This window comes from Ornithinimicrobium pekingense DSM 21552, from assembly GCF_000421185.1.
Classification (GTDB): domain Bacteria; phylum Actinomycetota; class Actinomycetes; order Actinomycetales; family Dermatophilaceae; genus Ornithinicoccus; species Ornithinicoccus pekingensis.
This window is the reverse complement of sequence record NZ_ATWJ01000007.1, coordinates 95969-115525: the sequence shown is the minus strand read 5'-3', so window position 1 is coordinate 115525 and position 19557 is coordinate 95969. Positions and strand designations below refer to the sequence as shown.

Genomic DNA, 19557 nt, shown 5'->3' with positions numbered 1-19557 from the left:
GAGAGGACCCGCACCCCATGACCGACCCGTCGATCTGGTCCGCACCGCACTCCCCCGGGCCGGTCGACGCCGTCGTGGCGGTGCCGGGGAGCAAGTCCCTGACCAACCGGTGGCTGGTGCTCGCCGCCCTCGCGGACGGGCCGTGCACGCTGCGTCGTCCCCTGCGCTCCCGCGACAGCGAACGGATGGTCGAGGCCCTGCGCTGCCTCGGCGTCGTGGTGGACGACGGCTCCGAGGACGCCTGGACCGTCACCGCTCCGGACCGGCTCCACGGGGACACGGAGGTGGACTGCGGGCAGGCGGGCACGGTCATGCGTTTCGTCCCGCCGATCGCGGCGCTGGCGCACGGTGCGGTGCGCTTCGACGGCCACCCGACCGCGCGGACCCGCCCCGTCGGTCCGGTGCTCGAGGGCCTGCGCGCGCTGGGTGTCGAGGTCGACGACGGGGGCAGGGGCACCCTGCCCTACACCGTGACCGGCCGCGGGTCCGTGCGGGGCGGGCACGTGCCGGTCGACGCCTCGGCCAGCTCGCAGTTCGTCTCCGCCCTCCTGCTCGCCGGGGCGAGGTTCGAGGAGGGGCTCACGCTGGAGCACACCGGGCAGACGCTGCCGAGCACCACCCACGTCGAGATGACGGTGCAGGCGCTGCGGGCCGTCGGTGTCCGGGTCGACCAGCCCCACGCCCGGACGTGGCGCATCGAGCCCGGGCCGGTCCGGGCGTTCGACGTGGCGGTCGAGCCCGACCTGTCCTCGGCCGCACCCTTCGTGGCGCTGGCCGCGGTCACCGGGGGCACGGTCACCGTCCCCGGCTGGCCGGCGGTGACCACCCAGCCCGGGGACCGGCTGCGCGAGATCCTGGAGCTCATGGGTGCCAGGACGTCGCTGACCGAGGTCGGCCTGGTCGTCCGGGGGCCGGCCGGCGACGACGGGCGGCCGGCCCGGCTCGCGGGTGTGGAGCTCGACCTGTCCGACGTCGGTGAGCTGACCCCCGTGGTCGCCGCCCTGGCCGCCCTCGCCGACGGCCCGAGCCGGCTCAGCGGCATCGGTCACCTGCGGGGGCACGAGACGGACCGGCTGGCGGCCCTGGTCACCGAGATCGGCCGCCTCGGCGGGCGCGCCGAGGAGACCGAGGACGGGCTGACCGTGACCCCGGTGCCGCTGCACGCCGCCCGCCTGCGGACCTACCACGACCACCGGATGGCGATGTTCGCGGCCGTGGTGGGCGCCGCGGTGCCCGGCGTGCAGGTGGAGGACGTGGCCACCGCGGACAAGACCTTCCCCGGGTTCCACGAGGCGTGGGAGCGGGCGGTCGGAGGCGACGGGGCGGCCCGCGGGAACGCCGCGGCGGTGCAGGCGTGAGCGGACGCTACGACCACCTCGACGAGTCGGACGTCCGCCACCGTCCCTCCCGCCGGGGCACGCGCCCCCGCACCAAGGAGCGTCCTGCGCACGAGGACGCCGTGGTGGGCATGGTGACGGGGGTCGACCGCGGTCGCTACACCACCCGGCTCGACGGCCGGACGGTGGTCGCGATGCGGGCCCGCGAGCTCGGCCGCACCCGGATCGTGGTCGGTGACCGGGTCGCGATGGTGGGTGACACCTCCGGTGACACGGACGCCCTGGCCCGCATCGTGCGCATCGAGAACCGCGACACGGTCCTGCGCCGCAGCGCCGACGACACCGACACCGTGGAGCGTGTCATCGTGGCCAACGCCGACCAGCTCGTGGTCGTGACCGCCCTCGCCGACCCCGAGCCGCGGCCGCGCATGGTCGACCGCTGCCTGGTGGCCGCATACGACGCCGGTCTCGACCCGCTGCTCGTGCTCACGAAGGCCGACCTGGCCGACCCCGCCGACTTCCTCTCCCACTACGAGGCCCTCGACGTCCCCTCCGTGGTCAGCCGCAGCGTCCCGGGCACCGGTCCCGGCGGGGAGGGCACCGACGTGCTGGAGGCGGCCGCGGTCGAGCAGGTCCGGCGCCACCTCGCCGACAGGGTCAGTGTGCTCGTCGGTCACTCCGGGGTCGGCAAGTCCACCCTCGTCAACGCCCTGGTGCCCGACGCGGACCGCGCGACGGGGGTCGTCAACGCGGTCACCGGCCGTGGGCGCCATACCTCCACCTCGGCGGTCGCCCTCGAGCTCGCCGGCGGCGGCTGGGTCGTCGACACCCCGGGAGTCCGCTCGTTCGGTCTCGGTCACGTCGACCCCGCGACCTTCGTCGAGCACTTCGAGGACCTCGTGCCGGGCACCGCCGGGTGCCCGCGCGGCTGCAGCCACGACGAGCCCGAGTGCGGCCTGGACGCCTGGGTGGCCCAGGGGCTGGCGGGCCCGGCCGGCCCGGCCCGGCTGGAGTCGCTGCGCCGGCTGCTGCGCAGCCGCACCGGGGACGAACGCCCCTGACTCCGGCGGCGTCCGGCGAGCGTCTGCGGCACGGCCCCGACCTGCGGCTACGGTGTGCCGGTGGCCACCTTCGACGACGACCTCCGCCTCGCGCACGTCCTCGCGGACGCCGTGGAGCGCACCGCAGTGGAGCTCTTCGGGTCGATGGACCTGAAGGTCTCCGTCACCGACGAGGGGGCCCTGACGACGCAGGCCACCGCGCGGCTGGAGGAGCTGCTGCGGCACCAGCTGCAGCGCACCCGTCCCCGGGACAGGGTCGAGGGCCGCGTCCTGGAGCCGACGGGGCAGGGTGACCGGTGCTGGGTGCTCGACTCCCTGGACGGGACCGCCAACTACGTGCGCGGGGTCCCGGTCTGGGCGACGCTGATCTCCCTGGTCGTGGAGGACGAGCCCGTGCTCGGGCTGGTCGCCGCCCCCTCGCTGAGCCGGCGGTGGTGGGCCGGGCGGGGCTCCGGGGCGTGGACCGGCCGCCAGCTCAGCCGCGCCCGCCAGGTGGGGGTCAGCGACACCTCGGTGCTGGAGCACGCGTCGGTGTCGGTCGACGAGGTCGCCTCGTGGCTCTTCGGCCCCCACGGGCAGGGCTTCGCCCAGCTGTCCGACCGGGTGTGGCGCACGCGGGCCTACGGCGACTTCTGGAGCCACGCCCTGACGGCGGAGGGCGCCACGGACGTGGCCCTGGCCGCGTCCATGGACCGCTTCCAGCTGTCGACGCTCAGCGCGCTCGTGCGTGAGGCCGGTGGGCGGATGAGCGACCCGTGGGGTGCCGAGGTGGTCGGCCCGGGGACCGGCGAGCCCACCGCCGTGGTCGTCAGCAACGGAGCGCTGCACGACATGGTGCTGGGCGCACTGGCCCCCTCGGAGGGCGCGCAGGGCTGACCTTCAGCCGACCACGCTGACGGGGCCGAAGCCCAGCTCCTCCGCACCGTCGAGGTGCGCGGGGTCACCCACGAGCACCAGCGTCCACGGAGGGCCGGTACGGACCTCGTCCCACGCCTGGCCCACCCGGGCCGCGGTCAGGTCCCGCAGCTGTGCCAGCGTCTCGGTCACCGTGGCGGGTTCCAGCCCGTCGCTGACGAGGGCGACGATCTCGTCGGCGACGGCGTCGGCGGTGCCGTACCTGCCGGGTGCCGTCATCGACAGGAAGTCGGCCGCCTCTCGCACCTCGCGCTCGGTCAGGTCGACGCCGGGCGTGTCCAGGATCACCCTCAGCTCGCGCAACGCGTCGACGGTCGCGTCGGCCCGCACGGAGCCGCCCACGACCGTCAGGCCGCCGACCGCCCGCGGGCGGAAGCCCGCACGCATGCCGTAGGTGTAGCCGCGCTCCTCCCGCAGGACCCTGTCGATGCGGGCGTGCGGCGACCCGCCGAGCAGCATGCCCAGGGTCTGGAAGGTGCCCCACCCGTGCCGGGTACGCCGGTCGGGACCGGGACGCCCCAGGTAGATCTCCGTCTGCGCCAGGCCCGGACGCGGCACGAGCACGGTCCGCCCGGCCCCGTCGGCCCGCCGGGCCGGACCGGGAAGGTCGACGAGGTCGCCCGACCCCTGCCAGGTGCCGAGGGTGGCACCGAGGAGGGACACGGCACCGGGCACCGTGGACAGGTCACCCACCAGCACGGCGGTGGCCCCGCGGGGGCTCAGCTGCCCGTGGCGGGCGCGCAGGTGCTCAGGGGTCAGGGAGGAGACGGTCTCGCGGGTGCCGCCCAGCGGCAGGTGCGGTCGGTCGTCCTCGTGGTAGTAGGTCCGGACGAACTCCAGGGCCGCCCGGGACCCCGGGTCCGCCTCGTCGTGGGCGATGTCTGCGAGGCGGTGCCGCGCCAGCCGGGCGACCTCCGCGTCGGGGAAGGCGGCCTCCGCCAGGCACTCCGTCAGCAGCGCCACCGCCGTGCCCAGGTGCCGGGCCGTGACCTCGAGCCCCAGGTGGACCCCTCGCTCCCCGGCACCGGCGCCCCAGGCGATGCCGTTGCGCTCGGCCAGCTCGGCCAGCTCCTCGCTGGTATGCCGTGAGGTCCCCTCGTCGAGGGCACGCGCCATGAGCAGCGTCGAGCCCTCGGTGCCCGGCTCCTCGTGCGAGACCGGCAGGCGCAGGTTGACCCGCAACGACAGGACGTGCTGCCCCGGCATGTCGACGACCAGCAGCCGCATCCCGTTGGACAGGTGGGTCCGGCGCGGCACGGGGAAGGCCCACGGCTGGGGCGGTCGCACCGCCGGGCGCTCGAGCACGCGCCCGCTCACCGTGCACCCCCGTCCAGGGCGAGGGCCGCGACCGGTTCCACGTCCTGGACCCTCTCGTCCGCTCCGGCGACCGTCTCGGCCGGTCGCCGGTAGCGCAACGTCACCGCGGCGGACGGGGCCAGCCACCGCGCGGCCGCGGCGCGCACCTGTTCGGCGGTGACGGCGAGCACGTCGTCGAGGTAGCGGTTGACCTGCTGGGCGTCGCCGAACACCGCGACGGCGCGGGAGAGCAGCTCGGCCCGCTCGTCGAAGCTGGCCAGGGCCTCCAGCCAGGACCGCTCGGTGTCCGCGCGTGAGGCCTCCAGCTCGGCCTCGGTGGGCCCGCTGCGCGCCAGCGTCTCCAGCTCCTCGTGGACGGCCGCCTCGACGACGTCCGGATCCACGCCGTCGGTGACGTCCACCACGAGCAGACCGAGCGAGGTGCCGTCGGCGAGGCCGAGGGCTGTGCCGTGGACGCCGCTGGCGGTCTCCTCCCTGCGCAGCAGGCGCAGCTGCAACCGGGAGACGCCGAGGGAGGCCAGTGCGTCGAGCGCCATGGCGCACGGCAGGAAGTCCGGGTCGGTGACCGCGGGCAGCCGGAACGCCAGGTAGAGGCGCTCGCTCGGGACCTCCTCGAGCAGGTCGAGCGTGACCGGCTCGGTCAGCGGGGTCAGGGGCTCCCGGGACGCCGGGCGAGGCACCGTGCCGTCCTGCAGGTGCCCGAGGTAGCGCTCCGCCAGCGCGAACCCCTCCTCGGGGGAGACGTCACCGACCATCGTCAGCACGAGGGTCCGGGGGCCGTAGTGGGCGGAGAAGAAGCTGTGCACGTCCTCGAGCGTCGCCGCCCGCAGGTCCTCCATCTCCCCGATGGTGGTGTGGTGGTAGGGGTGCCCCTCCGGGAAGGCCAGCCGGCAGGCGTGCGCGAGCGCCTGCCCGTAGGGGACGGTGTCGTAGCGCTGCCGCTTCTCCTCCACGACCACGTCGCGCTGGTTGTCCAGGTTGGCCTGGGTGACCGCCGGCAGCAGGTGCCCGAGGCGGTCGGCCTCGAGCCACAGCGCCAGCTCCAGCGCCCCGGCAGGCACCGACTCCACGTAGGTCGTGCGGTCGAAGGACGTCGTGGCGTTCGCGCGCCCGCCCTGCGACATGAGCAGCGCCATGTGCTCGCCCTCGTCGACCCGCTCGGAGCCCTGGAACATCAGGTGCTCGAACAGGTGCGCCAGGCCGGTGCGGCCGGGCCTCTCGTGCCGCGAGCCGACGTCGACCCACAGGTTGACGGAGACGCTGGGCACGGAGTGGTCCTCGCTGACGACGACGCGCAGGCCGTTGGGCAGCGTGGTGGTGGCGATCGGGAAGTCCAGCGGCATAGATCCTCAACTGTACGGGCCGGGCCGTGCCTCCCCGGCCCGCGGGCCGGGGAGGCATCAGGGTGTGCCGGACGAACGCCTGCCGGCACGAGAACAGGCCCGGAGGTCGATGACCTCCGGGCCTGTCCGGGTGGTAGCGGGGGCAGGATTTGAACCTGCGACCTCCGGGTTATGAGCCCGGCGAGCTACCGAACTGCTCCACCCCGCGTTGCGTGCACCACTCTACGTCACCGTCGGCGGCCCGACCAAATCCGGGTGGTCGGGCCGCCTTCGGGTATGACGTGTGCGTGCCCTCAGGGCGCGCTGGTCTGGGACGCGTCGTCGGTACCGCCGCCACCGGGGACGGTGACGGAGCCACCCTCCGGGCTAGCCGCCACGGCCCGCCGGATCGCGTCCTGCAGACGCTCCTGCGCCTCCCCGTAGGCCTGCCAGTCCCCAGCCTCGAGCGCGGCCTGGCCCTCGGCGTAGGCCTGCTCGATGTCAGCGACGGCCGTGGCGAGGTCACCGCTGGGCTCGGGCTCGCCACCGTCACCGGGGTCGGCGGGCTCCTCGTCCGGGGACGGGCTCTGCGTCGGACCCTCGTCGCCGGCGTCCCCGGCCGTGGCGCCCGAGTCGCCGCCGAACAGCTCGTCCAACGCACCGTCCAGCGTGTCCGACCAACCCAGCTCGTTGCCGAAGGCGGCGACCACCACGCGCTGCAGCGGGTAGGAGGACCCACCCTGGGACTGCACGTAGACCGGCTCGACGTAGAGCAGGCCGTCCCCGACGGGCAGCGTCAGCAGGTTGCCGATCGTCACCTGCGAGCCCTGCTGGCGGTTGAGGTTGAGGAACTGCGACAGCGTGACGTCGAACGCCTCGGACCCCTCGTTGGAGGAGTTGACCTCGTTCTGGAACTGCCCGGGACCGCGCACGGTCGTCTCGCGCGGCAGCACCAGCATGCGCAGCTTGCCGTAGTCCTCCCGCGGCTGGCCCTCCGTCTCCCCCGCGTCGGCGTCGACCGCGAGGTAGCCGGTGAGGTTCTGGCGCTCCGAGCCGGCCGGGATGTAGGTGGTCGTCAGGCTGAAGGTCGGCTCCTCCTGCCCCGGCATCGCCACGGACAGGTAGTAGGGCGGGATGTCGGGCTTGAACTCGCCCTCGACCGTCGGGTCCTCCGAGACCGCCCAGAAGTCCTGCCCGGTGAAGAACGACCCCGCGTCCTGCACGTGGTAGCGCGAGAGCACCTGGCGCTGGACCTTGAACAGGTCCTCGGGGTAGCGGAAGTGGCTCATCAGGTCGGCGCTGATCGCCGACATCGGCTGCACGCTGCCGTCGAAGGCCTGCGACCAGGCCATCAGCAGCGGGTCCTCCTCGTCCCACTCGTAGAGGGTGACCGTCCCGTCATAGGCGTCCACGGTCGCCTTGACCGAGTTGCGGATGTAGTTGACCCGTCCCTGGCCGATCGACTGGATGTTCTCCGCACCGACCTGGAGGGAGTCCGCGGTCGCCTCGCCCAGCTCCTCGAGCTGGCTGTAGGGGTAGCGGCTGCTGACCGTGTAACCGTCGACGATCCACAGCACCCTGCCGTCGACGACGGCCGGGTAGGGGTTGCCGTCCAGGCGCAGCCAGGGAGCCACCCGCTCCACGCGCTCCCGCGGCATGCGGTGGTCGAGCATGACCGACTCGCTGTTGACCGAGTCCGACAGCAGAATCTCCAGGTGGCGGTACTTGATGGCGTACGCGGCCCGGCGGGCGACGTCACCGATCGGCACCCCGCCCGCCCCGGCATAGGTGTTGCGCACCTCGCCGGTGCCCTCCTCCTGCCCGCTGGCCGGGTAGTCGAGCTCGCGCGGCGCCTGACCCTCGGGCGCCCCGACGATGGAGTAGATCGGCGACGCCTCGCCGAAGTAGATGCGCGGCTCGTACTCGCCCAGGCCGCCCACCGGCGGGATGTTGCGCTCGTAGAACACCGGCTCGCCCTCGGCCGAGCGCCGGTTGCCGTACGCCGCGACGACACCGAAGCCGTGGGTGTAGACGGTGTGGTCGTTGACCCAGTTGCGCTGGCCCGCGGAGATGCCCTCCTGGTTGAGCTCGCGCACGGCGATGACCGTGTCGACCATCTCGCCGTCGACCTCGTAGCTGTCGACGTCGAGCGCGTCGGCGAACTGGTAGTAGTTGCGCACGCCCTGCAGCTGGCGGAACGTCGGCGACACCACTGAGGGGTCGACGATGCGGATGCCGGGGATGGTCTCGGCATCGCTGCGCAGCTGGCCGGGCTCGGCCTCCGTCTCGGCGTTGTAGTCGATCTTCTCCAGGTCCTCCAGGTCGTAGGCGGCCAGCGTGCTGTCGATCGCCCGGGCGATGTAGGGAGTCTCCAGCTGGGCCTCGGAGGGCACGACGCGCAGCTGCTGGACCAGGGCCGGGTAGGCCCCCCCGAGCAGGAGCGCGACCACGAGCAGGCCCGCGAGGCTGATGAGCGGCAGGCGCCAGGTCCTCGTCCAGATGGTCGCGACGAAGAAGGCCGCGCAGAGCAGGGCGGCGACGGCGAGGATGCTGCGCGTGGGCAGGACCGCGTTGACGTCCGTGTACTGCATACCCGTGATCCGGGCGTGCTCGGTCATCGACAGGGTGTAGCGCTCGATCCAGTAGCCCCCCGCCCGCACGAGCAGGATCAGGGCCAGGACGGTGGCCAGGTGGACCCGCGCGGCGGGCGTCGTGCGCGACGTGCCCGGCCCGCCCTGCAGCTGCAGGCCGCCGTAGATGTAGTGGGTGAGCAGGGCGCCGATGAGGGAGAGCCCCAGCACGAGCGTGGCGAACGAGACGAGCATCTGCCAGAACGGCAGGCTGAAGACGAAGAACCCGACGTCGATCCCGAACTCCGGGTCCTCGACCCCGAACGGCTGACGGTGGACGAAGAGCAGCACGGTCTGCCACTGGGAGGCGGCCGCGGTGCCGGTGAACGCCCCGAGCAGCAGCGGCACGGCCACGAAGACGAGCTTGCGCATCGGGTCGAGCGCGCTGCGGTAGCGGTCGAGGGCCGCCTGCTCAGGGGTGCTGGGCGCGTAGACCGGGCGGTGGCGCCACGCCAGCCACAGGCCCGACCAGACCGCGGCGGCGGTGAGCGCCCCGGCCCCGAGGAGCAGTCCGGCCTGCGTCAGCAGCCGGGTGGTGAGCACGTGGCGGAACCCGACGGACTCGTACCAGAGGAACTCGGTCCACAGCGTGGCTCCCCAGCCGATGACGGCGAGCACACCGAGCAGGACCAGGACGGTGGGGATGAGCCGGCTGCGGCGGCCGAGGACGCCGGGACCACCGGGGCCCCCGGGACGCCCAGGTCCGGCCGGACGACCACCGGTGGGCGGCACCCCTCCCCCGGCACCCCCGAACCCCGCGCCGAAGGGTCCGGCGCCGCGGCCGCCCGGCCCGGTGCCGCCACCGGGGGGAGGGCCCGACGGCTCGTCGCGGTCTGGGTCGTTTCCCTGCTGGCTCACCGCCCCAGCCTAACCGGCGGACGCCCCCGGCCCGACAGGCGGATGGGACCCCCGTCCCCGGCCGGTCGCGGATCGCCCGCGGATCGCGCGCGGACCGCGCACCCCGTCCCGGACAGGGAGGTGCGACCATGGTGCGGTGCCGACCGACCACCCCGCCGTCCAGCCCAGCCCGCTGCTGACCGCAGCCGTCGACACCGAGCGCCACGTGGCCCGGCTCGGCTGGGACCAGCCGCCGCGGCTCTTCGCGCTTGTGCGGACGTCGTTGCTGCGCGAGCGCGAGCCCAGCCTGCACGGGCGGCTGGGCGAGGCCGAGCCGGACAGCTACACCGCCGTCGAGCAGGAGGGCCTGCCACCCACCTCCGACCTGGAGTCGCTCCTGGGGCGCATCGCCTGGCCCGAGGACGTCGAGGGTGCCGCCATCGCGGTCGAGCGGATCGTCGTGCCGCCCGAGGCCGAGCGCGACCTGCCGCAGGACCCTGCAGCGGCCGCGGACCAGCTCGCGGCGCACCCGGGCCGCAAGGACGTCCGGCTCCTCGCGGCGTGCCTGCGCGGCGGGCAGCAGGTGTGCCTGCTGCGCCAGCGCGAGCACGACAGCGACGACGCGGTCGCGATCGGCGCGGACATCGCCCCCGGCCTGACGCACGCCCTGTCGATGACCCTGCGCGAGGACTGAGCCTCAGCCGCCCGTGGAGGTGGCGTCGTCAGCCTCCTGAAGCACCTGCTCGCACGTGGGCAGGTCGGGTGAGCTGCCGTCCTGCGCGGCGGCGACCTGCTCGACATACCCGAGCGCCTCGTCGAACGTCGCGACCGGCACCACCGCCAGCCCGCGGGGCTCGGCGCCGACGACCTCGTCGCAGTTGGCGACGGGCGCGAGGAACAGGTCGGCGCCGGCCTGGCCGGAGGCGAACATCTTCTGCTGCACGCCGCTGATCGGTCCGACGGCGCCCTGCCCGCTGATCGTTCCCGTGCCGGCGATCGAGGCGCCTCCGGTCAACGCGCCCGGGGTGAGGGTGTCGTAGACGGCGAGCGAGAACATCAGGCCGGCGCTCGGTCCACCGACGTTGCCCGCCTGCACCTCGACCTCGTAGGGCATGTCGTAGCGGGGCGCCAGGTAGACCCCCACGACGGTGCGTCCGGTCTCCTCGTCGCGCTTGGTCGGCACGTCGATCTCCAGCTCCTCGCCCTCGCGCAGCACGGTGATCGCGGCGCTCTCCCCCGGCTCCACCGCCTGCAGCCGGCTGCGCACCGTCTCGGTGTCCGTCACGGCCTCGCCCTCGACCCGCACGATCTGGTCGTCCACGTGCAGCACGCCGTCGGCCGGGGCGTCAGCGATCACCTGGGCCACGACGATGTCCTCGGGGACCTCGATGCCCGCCGCGCGCAGGCCCACGACGGCGGCGTCGTCCTGCGAGTGCCGCATGAGCTCGCTGTTCTGCTCGCGCACCTGCTCGGCCGTGACGTCCGGGGGGAACACCTGCTCGCGCGGGTAGACCGAGCGCGAGGGGTCCAGCCCAGCCCGGAGCCACTCCCAGGCCGTCACCTCCTCGCCCGGCCCGCCGTCCAGCCGCACGGTGGTGAAGTAGAGCGACCCCTCGGTGGGGTAGGTGTCCAGGTCCTCGTCGACACTGACGACGGGCTCGTCGTCAAGGGTGCCGAGGGTGTCGTAGAGGGGCCCGGGCAGGTAGACCACGCGGTCCACGGTGATCCAGTTGAGGGCCGCCGCGACGAGGACGGCGACCACGAGCAGGACCAGCCCGCTGCCGGAACGTCGGCTGATCCCCGTGTGGGGCGGACGCTCGGAGGGCTGCGCGTAACCCTCGTGGTACTCCGCGCTCACAGACCCACCCAGCTGTGGTCGCCGTCGTCGTACTGCTGGCGCTTCCAGATCGGCACCTGGGCCTTGAGCTCCTCGATGAGCAGCCGGCCGGCCTCGAAGGCCTCGGCCCGGTGCTCGGCGGAGACCGCGCACACGACGGCGAGGTCACCGACCACGAGGGAGCCGGTGCGGTGCACCGCATACACGCCGTGGATCTGCTCGCCGGCGGCGACGGCCTCGGCGATCTCGGTGAGCCGGTCGAGCGCGTCGGGGTGCGCGCTGTAGTCGAGCGTGGTCACTCCCTCCCGCCCCTCGTCGTGCTCACGGACGGTGCCGACGAACAGCGTGACGGCCCCGGCCCGCGGGTGGCTGACGGCGTCGAGCGCCTCATCGACGGACAGGGCGGTGTCCCGGACTGCGGTCACGACGGTCGGACGGCTCACCGCGTCATCATGCCCCATCGGCGCTGGGAGCCGGCTGCACGCCGGTGGCCTCAGTCGCGGGAGCGCCGTCGTCGCATGAGGGCCGCGGTCGCGATGACGGCGACGGCGGCGCTGGCCGCCCCGGCCGCAGCGGCCCCGACCGCGTCGCGCGACCGCAGCCGGCGGGCCATCACGGCGTGGTGCCCCCGCACGCCCTCGAGCAGCACGGACAGGCAGGCCGCGTTGTCGTAGGCGGGGTACCAGCCGTGCTCCGCCAGGGCGGTCGGCTCGGTCACCCAGGGATGGGTCACGTAGGCCAGGTCGGTCGCCGGGACCGGGATGACACCCAGGCGGTGGAGCCGGTCGGCAGCGGCCTGGGCCGCGGCCACCGACAGCTCGACGCGGCGCATGCCGGAGATCTCCTCCACCTCGGCCTGGCTCAGGGCCCCCCAGGCCGAGACGGTGACCTCTGCGGGGACGGGTTCGTGCACCACCGTGACGAGGGCGGAGCCGAGGTCCTCGGCGTGGCAGAAGGTCCACGCCGGCGTGGTGCCCCTGAGGGTGAGCAGGCGCGGAGCCTCGAAGTGACGGGTGATCATCGTGTCGATGCCCGGCCCGACCAGCGCCGCGGGGCGCACGACGGTGAGCCGCAGCCCCGGGTGCAGCCGGGCGAGCGCGGTGGTCTCCTCCTCGACCGCGACCAGGTCGGCCACCAGCCCCTCCGTGTCGGTCGTGCGCAGGGCGCTCGCGTCAGGGACCGGGACGGGGTTGTCAGGACGGGCGCCGTAGACCATCGCGCTGGTCACCAGGACAAGGTGGCCCACCCCGGCGGCGGCCGCCGCCGTGGTCAGGGTGCGGGCCTCGCTGACCATCCGTGCCCGGCGCGCGGCGGGCTGCTCCCGCAGGGTCGTGCCCAGGTCGTGCTCCCAGGCGAGGTGCACCAGCACGTCCACGTCCCCGAGGGCACCCACGACCGAGGGGGAGGCGATGTCACCGACGCGCCAGTCGACGTCCGCGGCTGCGCCGGCCGTCACGTCCAGCCCCACGACCCGGTCACCGGCCAGCGCGACCTGCTCGGCGAGGGTGGAGCCGAGGGCGGAGGCGGCGCGGGTGAGCGCCACCCGCAGGGGGCCGACGCGCCGCTCGGGCCGCGCGTCGGGCTCTGTCGTGGAACTCACCGGGGCCTCCTGGTGTTGTGTTGTCAGGGGCGGTGGTCCTCATCGCCCCCCGAGCAGGACGTCATCGTCTCAGGAGTGGCAGGCTGGACGCACCAGCCCCGCCAGGAAGGACCGACCCACCGTGTCAGACCACCCGCCCGCACAGCGTCCCGACGACGAGCCCGACCCGCTGGAGGCGCTCTTCGGCGGGGCTGTGCCCCCGCAGATGCGGGAGGCCCTGGAGTCCATGGGCCTGGGGTCGATGGACCCTGCGCAGCTGCAGCAGATGCGTGCCCAGATGGAGATGCTGCTGGGCGGAGGGGGTGGGGCCGACGAGGGCCCGGTCAACTCCGAGCTCGCCCACGACGTGGCCCGTCAGGTGGTGTCCCAGGCCGGTGACGCCTCGATCGGCACCGGCACCCGGCACGACGTGGAGCAGGTCGTGCAGGTCGCCTCCCTCTGGCTGGACCAGGTCACCGACTTCCCCCGGCCCGACGGACCCGCCCGTGCCCTCAGCCGGGCCGAGTGGGTCGAGGCCACGCTGCCGGTGTGGCAGCGCCTCACAGCGCCCGTGGCCCAGGGCCTGCAGGCGGCGATGAACGCCGCCATGCAGCAGCAGCTCGGCCAGCTGGGCGCTGAGGGCGCCCCGCAGATCCCGGGCCTGCCGCCCGGGATGAACCCCGCGGCCCTCATGGGCCAGATGGAGCCGATGGTGCGCCGGATGAGCGCCAGCATGTTCGGCGGTCAGGTCGGTCAGGCCGTGGGCACCCTCGCCGGGGAGACGCTCTCCGGCACGGAGGTGGGCATCCCGCTCGTGGGCGACGAGTCGGTCGCCATGCTGCCCGCCAACGTCGCCGCCTTCGCCGAGGGCCTGGAGGTCGACGCCGGGGAGGTCCACCTCTACCTGGCGGTCCGGGAGGCGGCCCGTGTCCGCCTGTTCGCCGCCGTCCCGTGGCTGGGGCCCCAGCTGCTCACGGCCGTGGAGGAGTACGCGCGCGACATCCGGATCAACACCGAGGGCATCGAGGAGGCGGTCCGCTCCGCCGACCCGCAGGACCCGGAGGCGATGCAGGCCGCCCTGGGCGAAGGACTCTTCGCGGTGGAGCCCAGCCCCGCGCAGCAGGCGGCCCTGACCCGCCTGGAGACGCTGCTGGCCCTGGTGGAGGGCTGGGTCGACGTCGTCACCGCCCGCGCGACCGAGCCGCATCTGCCCCACGCCGACGCCCTTGCCGAGGCGGTGCGCCGCCGACGCGCCACCGGCGGGCCGGCGGAGAAGACCTTCGCCTCGCTGGTCGGGCTGGAGCTGCGCCCGCGGCGCATGCGCGACGCCGCCAACCTGTGGAGCTCGCTGGAGGCAGCCGGCGGTCAGAGCGGTCGGGACGAGGCCTGGGGGCACCCGGACCTCGCCCCCACGGCCACCGACCTCGACGACCCCCTCGGGTATGCCGACCGCCGCACCGCCCAGGACGCGGACCTGTCGATCTCCGACGAGGACATCGAGCGTCTCCTCTCCCAGGGCGACGCCGGCCAGGGCGAGGCCGGCCCGGACGAGGCCCCGGGTGGCGGGACCGACGACCGGGACGACGACGGCAGGTCCTGACCGGCCCCTGTGGACAACCACCGGGCCGGCCCGCGCTCCGGTGCGAGGCTGGCCCGGTGAGAGGCGAGGACGCGGACGGACACCTCCCGGCACGCCCGTCGGTGACGGTGCTGCGCCGCCCCGGCGGGGAGCTGCAGGTCGGGGTGGGGCCCGGCGCCGTGATGCTCGACCCCGGACCGGCCGTGCAGCCGGACGGCACGGGAGAGGAGCTCGGTCCGGTGCTGGCCGGCGCACTGGCCACGCGGGGCCGGGAAACCGGCGGCGGGCCGGAGCCGCCCCCCGCGTGCGCCGTCCTCGGCGCGGGCTCCCTGGCCGGACGTCTGCGGCGCGTGCTCGGGAACGTGCCGACGGAGAGCCACGCCGGGGTGCTGGTGGTCGTGCACCAGCAGGTGGTGCCGCTCGAGGTGGGCGTGGCGCTCGCCCGGTCGGGCACCCCGACCGTGCCGGTGGTGACCCAGCACCGTCGCGTGGTCGTCGGACCGGTGGTCGGTCCCGGTGGCGGTCCCTGCCTGCACTGCCTCGACCTGCACCGCAGGGACAAGGACCCGGCGTGGCCCGCGCTGGCCACGGCCCTGGGCCACCCCGCGGAGCAGGTGGTGGGGCCGGACGTGCCGGACGCGCTGGCGCGGGCCGTGGAGGGGGTGGTCCTGCTCCTGGTGTCCGCCGTCCAGGGCGGACGCCCGGTGTCGCCGGGGCTCGGCTACGAGCTCGGGCCGGACGCACCCCATGTCGTCGCGCGGCGGTGGACCGCGCACCCCGCCTGCCCCTGGCACCGCTGACACGCGACGGGGGCCGTCCCGGTGGGACGGCCCCCGCGGCCCGGCGTGCCGACCGGGCCCGTGCTGGTGCAGCTCCTCACCGGGCGGCGAGTGCGTGCCTGGGGCGGTAGCCCTCCGACCCGGCGGCCCGGCGGCCCAGGAGGGGCAGCACGAGCCGGCGGGCCGAGAGCCGCTGCCGGGGCGCCCGCGGGTGCGGGCGCAGCTGGCGCTCGCGGTCGCGGGCCACGGCCCGCGCCTCGAGCAGGTTCATCTGCTGGTTCATGATGTCGGTTCCTTCGGTCTGTCGATGCAGGTGGTGCTGGTCGGTCGGCCGCGGGGGCCGTTCCGGTCACGCGGCGACCTCGTCCTTGCGAGGACGGCCCCGTGGACGCTTGCGGGGGACGACGGCCCCCTGGACGAGGAGCTGGCCTCCCCAGACGCCCCACGGCTCGGCGCGCTGGAGCGCACCGGCCAGGCAGGCCTCCCGGACGGGGCAGGCGCCGCACAGCGACTTGGCGGCCTCGACCTCCGCCGGGAGCTCGGCGAACCACAGGTCCGGCGGGTTCTCCTGGCACGGCAGCCCGCTGCCGGCGGCAGCCGCGTCGTGGAGGCCGGCGAGCTCGGCGATCGCCGTCACGCTGTGGAGGCCGTGCTCGTGGGTGGTCTCGGCGTGCGTGAGCATGGCGCTGGGCACGTCTGTTCCTTCCTGCTGGTGTCGATGCTGTCTGAGGTCGTGGTGCGCGGTGATCGTCATGTCGGTCTCCCTCGGCTGTGAGGCAGATCCGCGGACCGGTCCGAGAACGACCGGGAGGCGTTCCCGGTGCGGACAGCAGAACGGCCGCGGATCCTCGGACGAGGACTCGCGGCCGGTAGACGCAGGAAGGCCGGTGGCCTAGCTGGTGGGCTCGGAAGTCACGTCCAGGATGGGGTCGGTGGTCGGCGCGGCGGTGATGCCGGTGACGAGGCCGGAGCCACGCCCTCCCAGGGCATCGCCTGCGACGGCGCGGAAGGCGCGCGGACGCAGTGCACCCTTGAGGGTGGGCAGCAGCGAGACACGCGTGCCGTCGACGGAGGTACCGACGAGGTTGACGATGCTCAGCTCCATGGTTTCCACCCTCCTCTCATGCACTGCGCGACCCCACGGCCGACGGCCGTGAGCTGGACAGGGAACACTCTATGCCCGCCGCGGGCAGCGCACAACGTATTTGTTCCGGAGTGTCCCCGAGCCCCTCCGCGAGCCCGTGACCAGCAGGTTCTGGTGGTGGGCGTCAGGCCTCGTCGACGCCGCCGGCGCGCAGCACGGCCAGCACCTCGTCGCCGTACATCTCCAGCTTGCGGGCCCCGACCCCGGAGATGCGCTGCAGCGCGGCGTGGTCGGCGGGCATGGCCTCGGCGATCGCGGTCAGCGTGGCGTCGGTGAACACCACGAAGGCCGGCATCCCGGCCTCGCCCGCGGTCTGCTTGCGCCAGGCCCGCAGGGCCTCGAAGACGCGCTCGTCGTAGGTCGGGGGGCAGGCAGCGCAGCGACCGACCTTGCGCTCGGCGGCGGTGTCCAGGATGGTCCCGCACGTGCGGCAGGTCCGCGGTGACCTCGCGGCAGGGCCGCGTGCGGATTTGGCGCGCCGTGGACGGCCGGCGGCCGCGCCCTCGCCGAGCACAGAGGCCGCTGGCGCGAGGAACCGCGAGACGGTGCGGCCCGCGCGACCGCCGGGTGTGCGCGCGGCGGCCCAGCTCAGATGGAGCTGCTCACGGGCCCGGGTGATGCCGACGTAGAGGAGCCGACGCTCCTCCTCGACCCGTTCGGGACTGTCGGCGAGCGTGATGGGCAGCAGCCCGTCGCTGCAGCCGACCAGCAGCACGACGTCCCACTCGAGGCCCTTGGCCGCGTGGAGCGACGCCAGCGTGATGCCCTGCACCGCGGGGGCGTGCTGCTCCGCGGCGCGGCGGTCCAGCTCGGCGACCAGGTCGGCGACCCGGGCGTCGGGAGAGGCTGAGGCCAGGTCGTCCGCGAGCAGCGCGAGAGCCTGCAGGCTCTCCCACCGCTCCCGGGTCGCTCCGCCACCCTCCGGGGGGTTCGGCGCCCATCCTGCCCCCGAGAGCACGGCGCGCACCACCTCCCCCAGCGGGGACGAGGCGTCGTCGCCGCGCACGGCACCGCGCAGCAGGAGCACCGCCGAGCGAACCTCGGCCCGGGCGAAGAAGCGTTCACCACCGCGGACGAGGTAGGGCACGTCGGCGCGCGCCAGCGCCGTCTCGACCGCCTCGGACTGCCCGTTGGTGCGGAACAGCACCGCGACCTCGCTGGCCGCCACCCCCTCGTCCAGCAGGCGCCGGACCGTGGCGGCGACCCCCCGCGCCTCGGCCTCGTCGTCCGGGTATGCCGTGAGGGTGGGCGCAGGACCGTCGCCTCGCTGGGCGACCAGCTCCACGGTCGGCGCGAGCGCGCGGGCCGCCGGCCCCTCGGGGCGGCGCGCTCCCGCCAGCACGAGGTTGGCCACGTGGATGACCTGGGGCGTGCTGCGGTAGTTGCGGACGAGCCGCACCGTCCGCGCCTGCGGGTGCCGGGAGGCGAAGGACAGCAGGTGGTCGGCGGAGGCGCCGGTGAAGGAGTAGATGGACTGCGCCGGGTCCCCGACCACGCACACGTCCGCGCGCTCGCCGACCCACAGGTCGAGCAGGTGCTGCTGCAGCGGGTTGACGTCCTGGTACTCGTCGACGACGAAGTGCCGGTACTGCTCGTGCACCTGCGCGGCGATCCGGGGGTGCTCGTCGAGCAGGCCGACGGTGAGCAGGAGCACGTCCTCGAAGTCGATCACGTGCCGCTCGGCGCACACCTCGCCGTAGACCTCGATGAGCCGGGCCATCGCCGTGGCGTCGAGACCGGCCGCCTGGCGGCCCTGCGCGCGGGCCGCGGCCGCATACGTCTGCGCGGTGAGCATGCTGACCTTGGCCCACTCGATCTCGGCCGCCACGTCCCTCAGGCCCGCCCGGTCCAGACGCAGGCGCAGACGCCCGGCGGCCTCGACGACGGCGGGGATCTTCTGGGCGGCGACCTCCGGTGGTGCTCCCCCGACGGCCTGGGGCCAGAAGAACTGCAGCTGACGCAGCGCCGCGGCGTGGAAGGTGCGGGCCTGCACCATCGGCACCCCCAGACCCCGCAACCGGGTGCGCATCTCCCCGGCCGCGCGGGCGGTGAAGGTCACGGCGAGCATGCGGGAGGGGTGGTAGGCGCCGCTGGCCACGCCGAAGGCGATGCGGTGGGTGATGGCCCTGGTCTTGCCGGTCCCGGCACCCGCCAGCACCGCCATCGGCCCGCTCGGGTGGGCGGCCACCTCGCGCTGCTCGGGGTCGAGGCCCTGCAGCACCGCGTCGGCGCCCTGGACGGCCGGCGGCGTCTCCGCCGTCACGGTGACACCTCGCGCCTCGGCTCGGGCAGCGGTCCGGAGAACCACTCCTCGATGAGGACGCGGGCGATCGACACCCGCGTGGGAAGGGTGCGGCTGCCGTCGGCGACGTGGTCGGCCAGCTCCTGGCGGGTGTACCAGGCCGCCGACCGGATCTCGGCGGGGTCCGGCGTGAGCACCGTGGTCCGGGCCCGGGCCCGGAAGCCCAGCATCAACGAGGCCGGGAAGGGCCACGGCTGGTCGCCGCGGAAGACGAGGTCGTCGATCTCGACCCCGACCTCCTCGTGGACCTCGCGGGCCACCGCTGCCTCCATCGTCTCGCCGGCCTCCACGAAACCGGCCAGCACCGAGACACGTCCGTCCGGCCATCCGCTGCCGGTGGCCAGCAGCAGCCGGTCGTCGCCGTCGACGACCGCGACGATGACCGCCGGGTCGGTGCGCGGGTAGTGCTCGGACCCGTCCGCAGGGCACCGACGGACCCAGCCGCCCTGGACGACGTCGGTGACCGCACCGCAGCGCGGACAGTGCCGGTGCCGGTGGTGCCACCCGTGCAGCGCGGTCGCCGTCGTCAGCAGACCTGCCTGCGTGTCGTCCAGCTCGGCCCCCACCTCGCGCAGCGAGACCCACCCGTCGCCCGGCGCCCCCGCGGCGTCGGGTACCGACGCGGGGGGCGTCTCGTCGACGGCGAGGTAGGCGACACCGTCGTGGCGACCGAGGAACCACGGTGACCGAGCAGCGTCACCGGGAGCGGGTGCCCGCAGGTCCAGCGACGCCGGGTCCCCCGCCGCCGCTCTGCTGCGCCCGTCCCGGATCACCAGCACGCGCGTCCGCGGGTCCTCGAGGGCCTGCGCGACGGTGGCGTCGTCGGCGCGCTCGCGGGCGGAGCGGTCGACCGTGGCCCGGGACAGCGCGAGGTCCAGCAGGGTCTCGTCGGCTCGGCTCACGCGAGCCACTGTAGGT

General features: G+C 74.6%; 17 protein-coding genes and 1 tRNA gene. 6 read left to right on the top strand and 12 right to left on the bottom strand.

Annotated elements, in window-relative coordinates; translation table 11 throughout:
• The first annotated feature begins 17 nt into the window (after positions 1 to 17).
• Genes aroA through K330_RS0102645 form a run of 3 tightly spaced genes read left to right on the top strand, consistent with a single transcriptional unit; the run spans position 18 to position 3274 of the window.
• A complete protein-coding gene (gene aroA, locus K330_RS0102655) occupies positions 18 to 1358 on the top strand; it encodes a 3-phosphoshikimate 1-carboxyvinyltransferase (protein ID WP_022920309.1) in 1341 nt (446 codons plus the stop codon).
• Positions 1355 to 2398 carry a ribosome small subunit-dependent GTPase A gene (gene rsgA / locus K330_RS0102650; protein ID WP_022920308.1) on the top strand — a complete coding sequence of 348 codons (1044 nt, stop codon included), beginning with the start codon at positions 1355 to 1357 and terminating at the stop codon, positions 2396 to 2398. Before aroA ends, rsgA begins: the two co-directional genes overlap by 4 nt.
• Before the next feature lie 60 nt (positions 2399 to 2458).
• Positions 2459 to 3274: an inositol monophosphatase family protein gene (locus tag K330_RS0102645; protein ID WP_029202238.1), complete on the top strand. Its 816-nt coding sequence runs from the start codon at positions 2459 to 2461 to the stop codon at positions 3272 to 3274.
• A gap of 3 nt (positions 3275 to 3277) precedes the next feature.
• Here K330_RS0102645 and K330_RS0102640 read toward each other — a convergent pair whose 3' ends face one another.
• The 4 genes from K330_RS0102640 to K330_RS18715 form a co-directional block, all read right to left on the bottom strand.
• Complete coding sequence (locus K330_RS0102640; RefSeq protein WP_022920306.1) at positions 3278 to 4630, bottom strand: M16 family metallopeptidase; 1353 nt, start codon at positions 4628 to 4630, stop codon at positions 3278 to 3280.
• The gene (locus K330_RS18720; protein ID WP_022920305.1) at positions 4627 to 5973 is read right to left on the bottom strand and encodes a M16 family metallopeptidase; all 1347 of its coding nucleotides are present in this window, start codon (positions 5971 to 5973) and stop codon (positions 4627 to 4629) included. Before K330_RS18720 ends, K330_RS0102640 begins: the two co-directional genes overlap by 4 nt.
• Positions 5974 to 6104: 131 nt before the next feature.
• A tRNA-Met gene (locus K330_RS0102630) sits at positions 6105 to 6181 on the bottom strand.
• A gap of 85 nt (positions 6182 to 6266) precedes the next feature.
• Positions 6267 to 9440, bottom strand: coding sequence for a UPF0182 family membrane protein (locus tag K330_RS18715; protein ID WP_084617092.1), 3174 nt, complete (start codon positions 9438 to 9440; stop codon positions 6267 to 6269).
• A 136-nt stretch (positions 9441 to 9576) separates the two neighbouring features.
• Here K330_RS18715 and K330_RS0102620 point away from each other — a divergent pair, with 136 nt between their 5' ends.
• A complete protein-coding gene (locus K330_RS0102620; RefSeq protein WP_022920303.1) occupies positions 9577 to 10113 on the top strand; it encodes a PPA1309 family protein in 537 nt (178 codons plus the stop codon).
• 3 nt (positions 10114 to 10116) lie between these two features.
• Here the strand turns inward: K330_RS0102620 and K330_RS18710 are convergent, their stop codons facing one another.
• From K330_RS18710 to K330_RS18705, 3 genes are read right to left on the bottom strand one after another with little or no spacing between them, the layout of a single operon-like run.
• Complete coding sequence (locus K330_RS18710) at positions 10117 to 11277, bottom strand: YlbL family protein (protein WP_022920302.1); 1161 nt, start codon at positions 11275 to 11277, stop codon at positions 10117 to 10119.
• A complete protein-coding gene (locus K330_RS0102610) occupies positions 11274 to 11699 on the bottom strand; it encodes a molybdenum cofactor biosynthesis protein MoaE (protein WP_022920301.1) in 426 nt (141 codons plus the stop codon). The genes K330_RS18710 and K330_RS0102610 overlap by 4 nt, the downstream gene beginning before the upstream one ends.
• Before the next feature lie 50 nt (positions 11700 to 11749).
• A complete protein-coding gene (locus K330_RS18705) occupies positions 11750 to 12856 on the bottom strand; it encodes an NAD-dependent epimerase/dehydratase family protein (protein ID WP_202804490.1) in 1107 nt (368 codons plus the stop codon).
• Between the two features lie 121 nt (positions 12857 to 12977).
• On the opposite strand from K330_RS18705, the gene K330_RS18700 reads away from it, so the two are divergent.
• Together K330_RS18700 and K330_RS22385 are read left to right on the top strand one after the other, a co-directional pair.
• Positions 12978 to 14435, top strand: a complete 1458-nt coding sequence (locus tag K330_RS18700; RefSeq protein ID WP_022920300.1) for a zinc-dependent metalloprotease — start codon at positions 12978 to 12980, stop codon at positions 14433 to 14435.
• A gap of 56 nt (positions 14436 to 14491) precedes the next feature.
• The gene (locus K330_RS22385) at positions 14492 to 15214 is read left to right on the top strand and encodes a hypothetical protein (RefSeq protein ID WP_156875658.1); all 723 of its coding nucleotides are present in this window, start codon (positions 14492 to 14494) and stop codon (positions 15212 to 15214) included.
• Positions 15215 to 15290: 76 nt separating this feature from the next.
• Here the strand turns inward: K330_RS22385 and K330_RS0102590 are convergent, their stop codons facing one another.
• The 5 genes from K330_RS0102590 to nudC form a co-directional block, all read right to left on the bottom strand.
• Entirely contained in the window at positions 15291 to 15476 is a 186-nt protein-coding gene (locus tag K330_RS0102590; RefSeq protein ID WP_022920298.1) for a hypothetical protein, read from the bottom strand.
• 66 nt (positions 15477 to 15542) lie between these two features.
• On the bottom strand, positions 15543 to 15875 hold the full coding sequence (locus K330_RS0102585; RefSeq protein ID WP_022920297.1) for a WhiB family transcriptional regulator: 333 nt from the start codon (positions 15873 to 15875) through the stop codon (positions 15543 to 15545).
• Between the two features lie 210 nt (positions 15876 to 16085).
• The gene (locus tag K330_RS0102580; protein ID WP_022920296.1) at positions 16086 to 16298 is read right to left on the bottom strand and encodes a hypothetical protein; all 213 of its coding nucleotides are present in this window, start codon (positions 16296 to 16298) and stop codon (positions 16086 to 16088) included.
• Between the two features lie 163 nt (positions 16299 to 16461).
• Entirely contained in the window at positions 16462 to 18600 is a 2139-nt protein-coding gene (locus tag K330_RS18690) for an ATP-dependent DNA helicase UvrD2 (protein WP_022920295.1), read from the bottom strand.
• Complete coding sequence (gene nudC, locus K330_RS23515) at positions 18597 to 19541, bottom strand: NAD(+) diphosphatase (protein ID WP_022920294.1); 945 nt, start codon at positions 19539 to 19541, stop codon at positions 18597 to 18599. Before nudC ends, K330_RS18690 begins: the two co-directional genes overlap by 4 nt.
• Between the last annotated feature and the right edge of the window lie 16 nt (positions 19542 to 19557).

What these genes read in the sequence shown, in the direction of transcription:
- aroA (WP_022920309.1), top strand. Translation starts at nt 18, where the DNA reads ATGACCGACCCGTCGATCTGGTCCGCACCGCACTCCCCCGGGCCGGTC.
- K330_RS18720 (WP_022920305.1), bottom strand. Translation starts at nt 5,973, where the DNA reads ATGCCGCTGGACTTCCCGATCGCCACCACCACGCTGCCCAACGGCCTG.
- K330_RS0102590 (WP_022920298.1), bottom strand. Translation starts at nt 15,476, where the DNA reads ATGAACCAGCAGATGAACCTGCTCGAGGCGCGGGCCGTGGCCCGCGAC.
- K330_RS0102585 (WP_022920297.1), bottom strand. Translation starts at nt 15,875, where the DNA reads ATGCTCACGCACGCCGAGACCACCCACGAGCACGGCCTCCACAGCGTG.
- K330_RS0102580 (WP_022920296.1), bottom strand. Translation starts at nt 16,298, where the DNA reads ATGGAGCTGAGCATCGTCAACCTCGTCGGTACCTCCGTCGACGGCACG.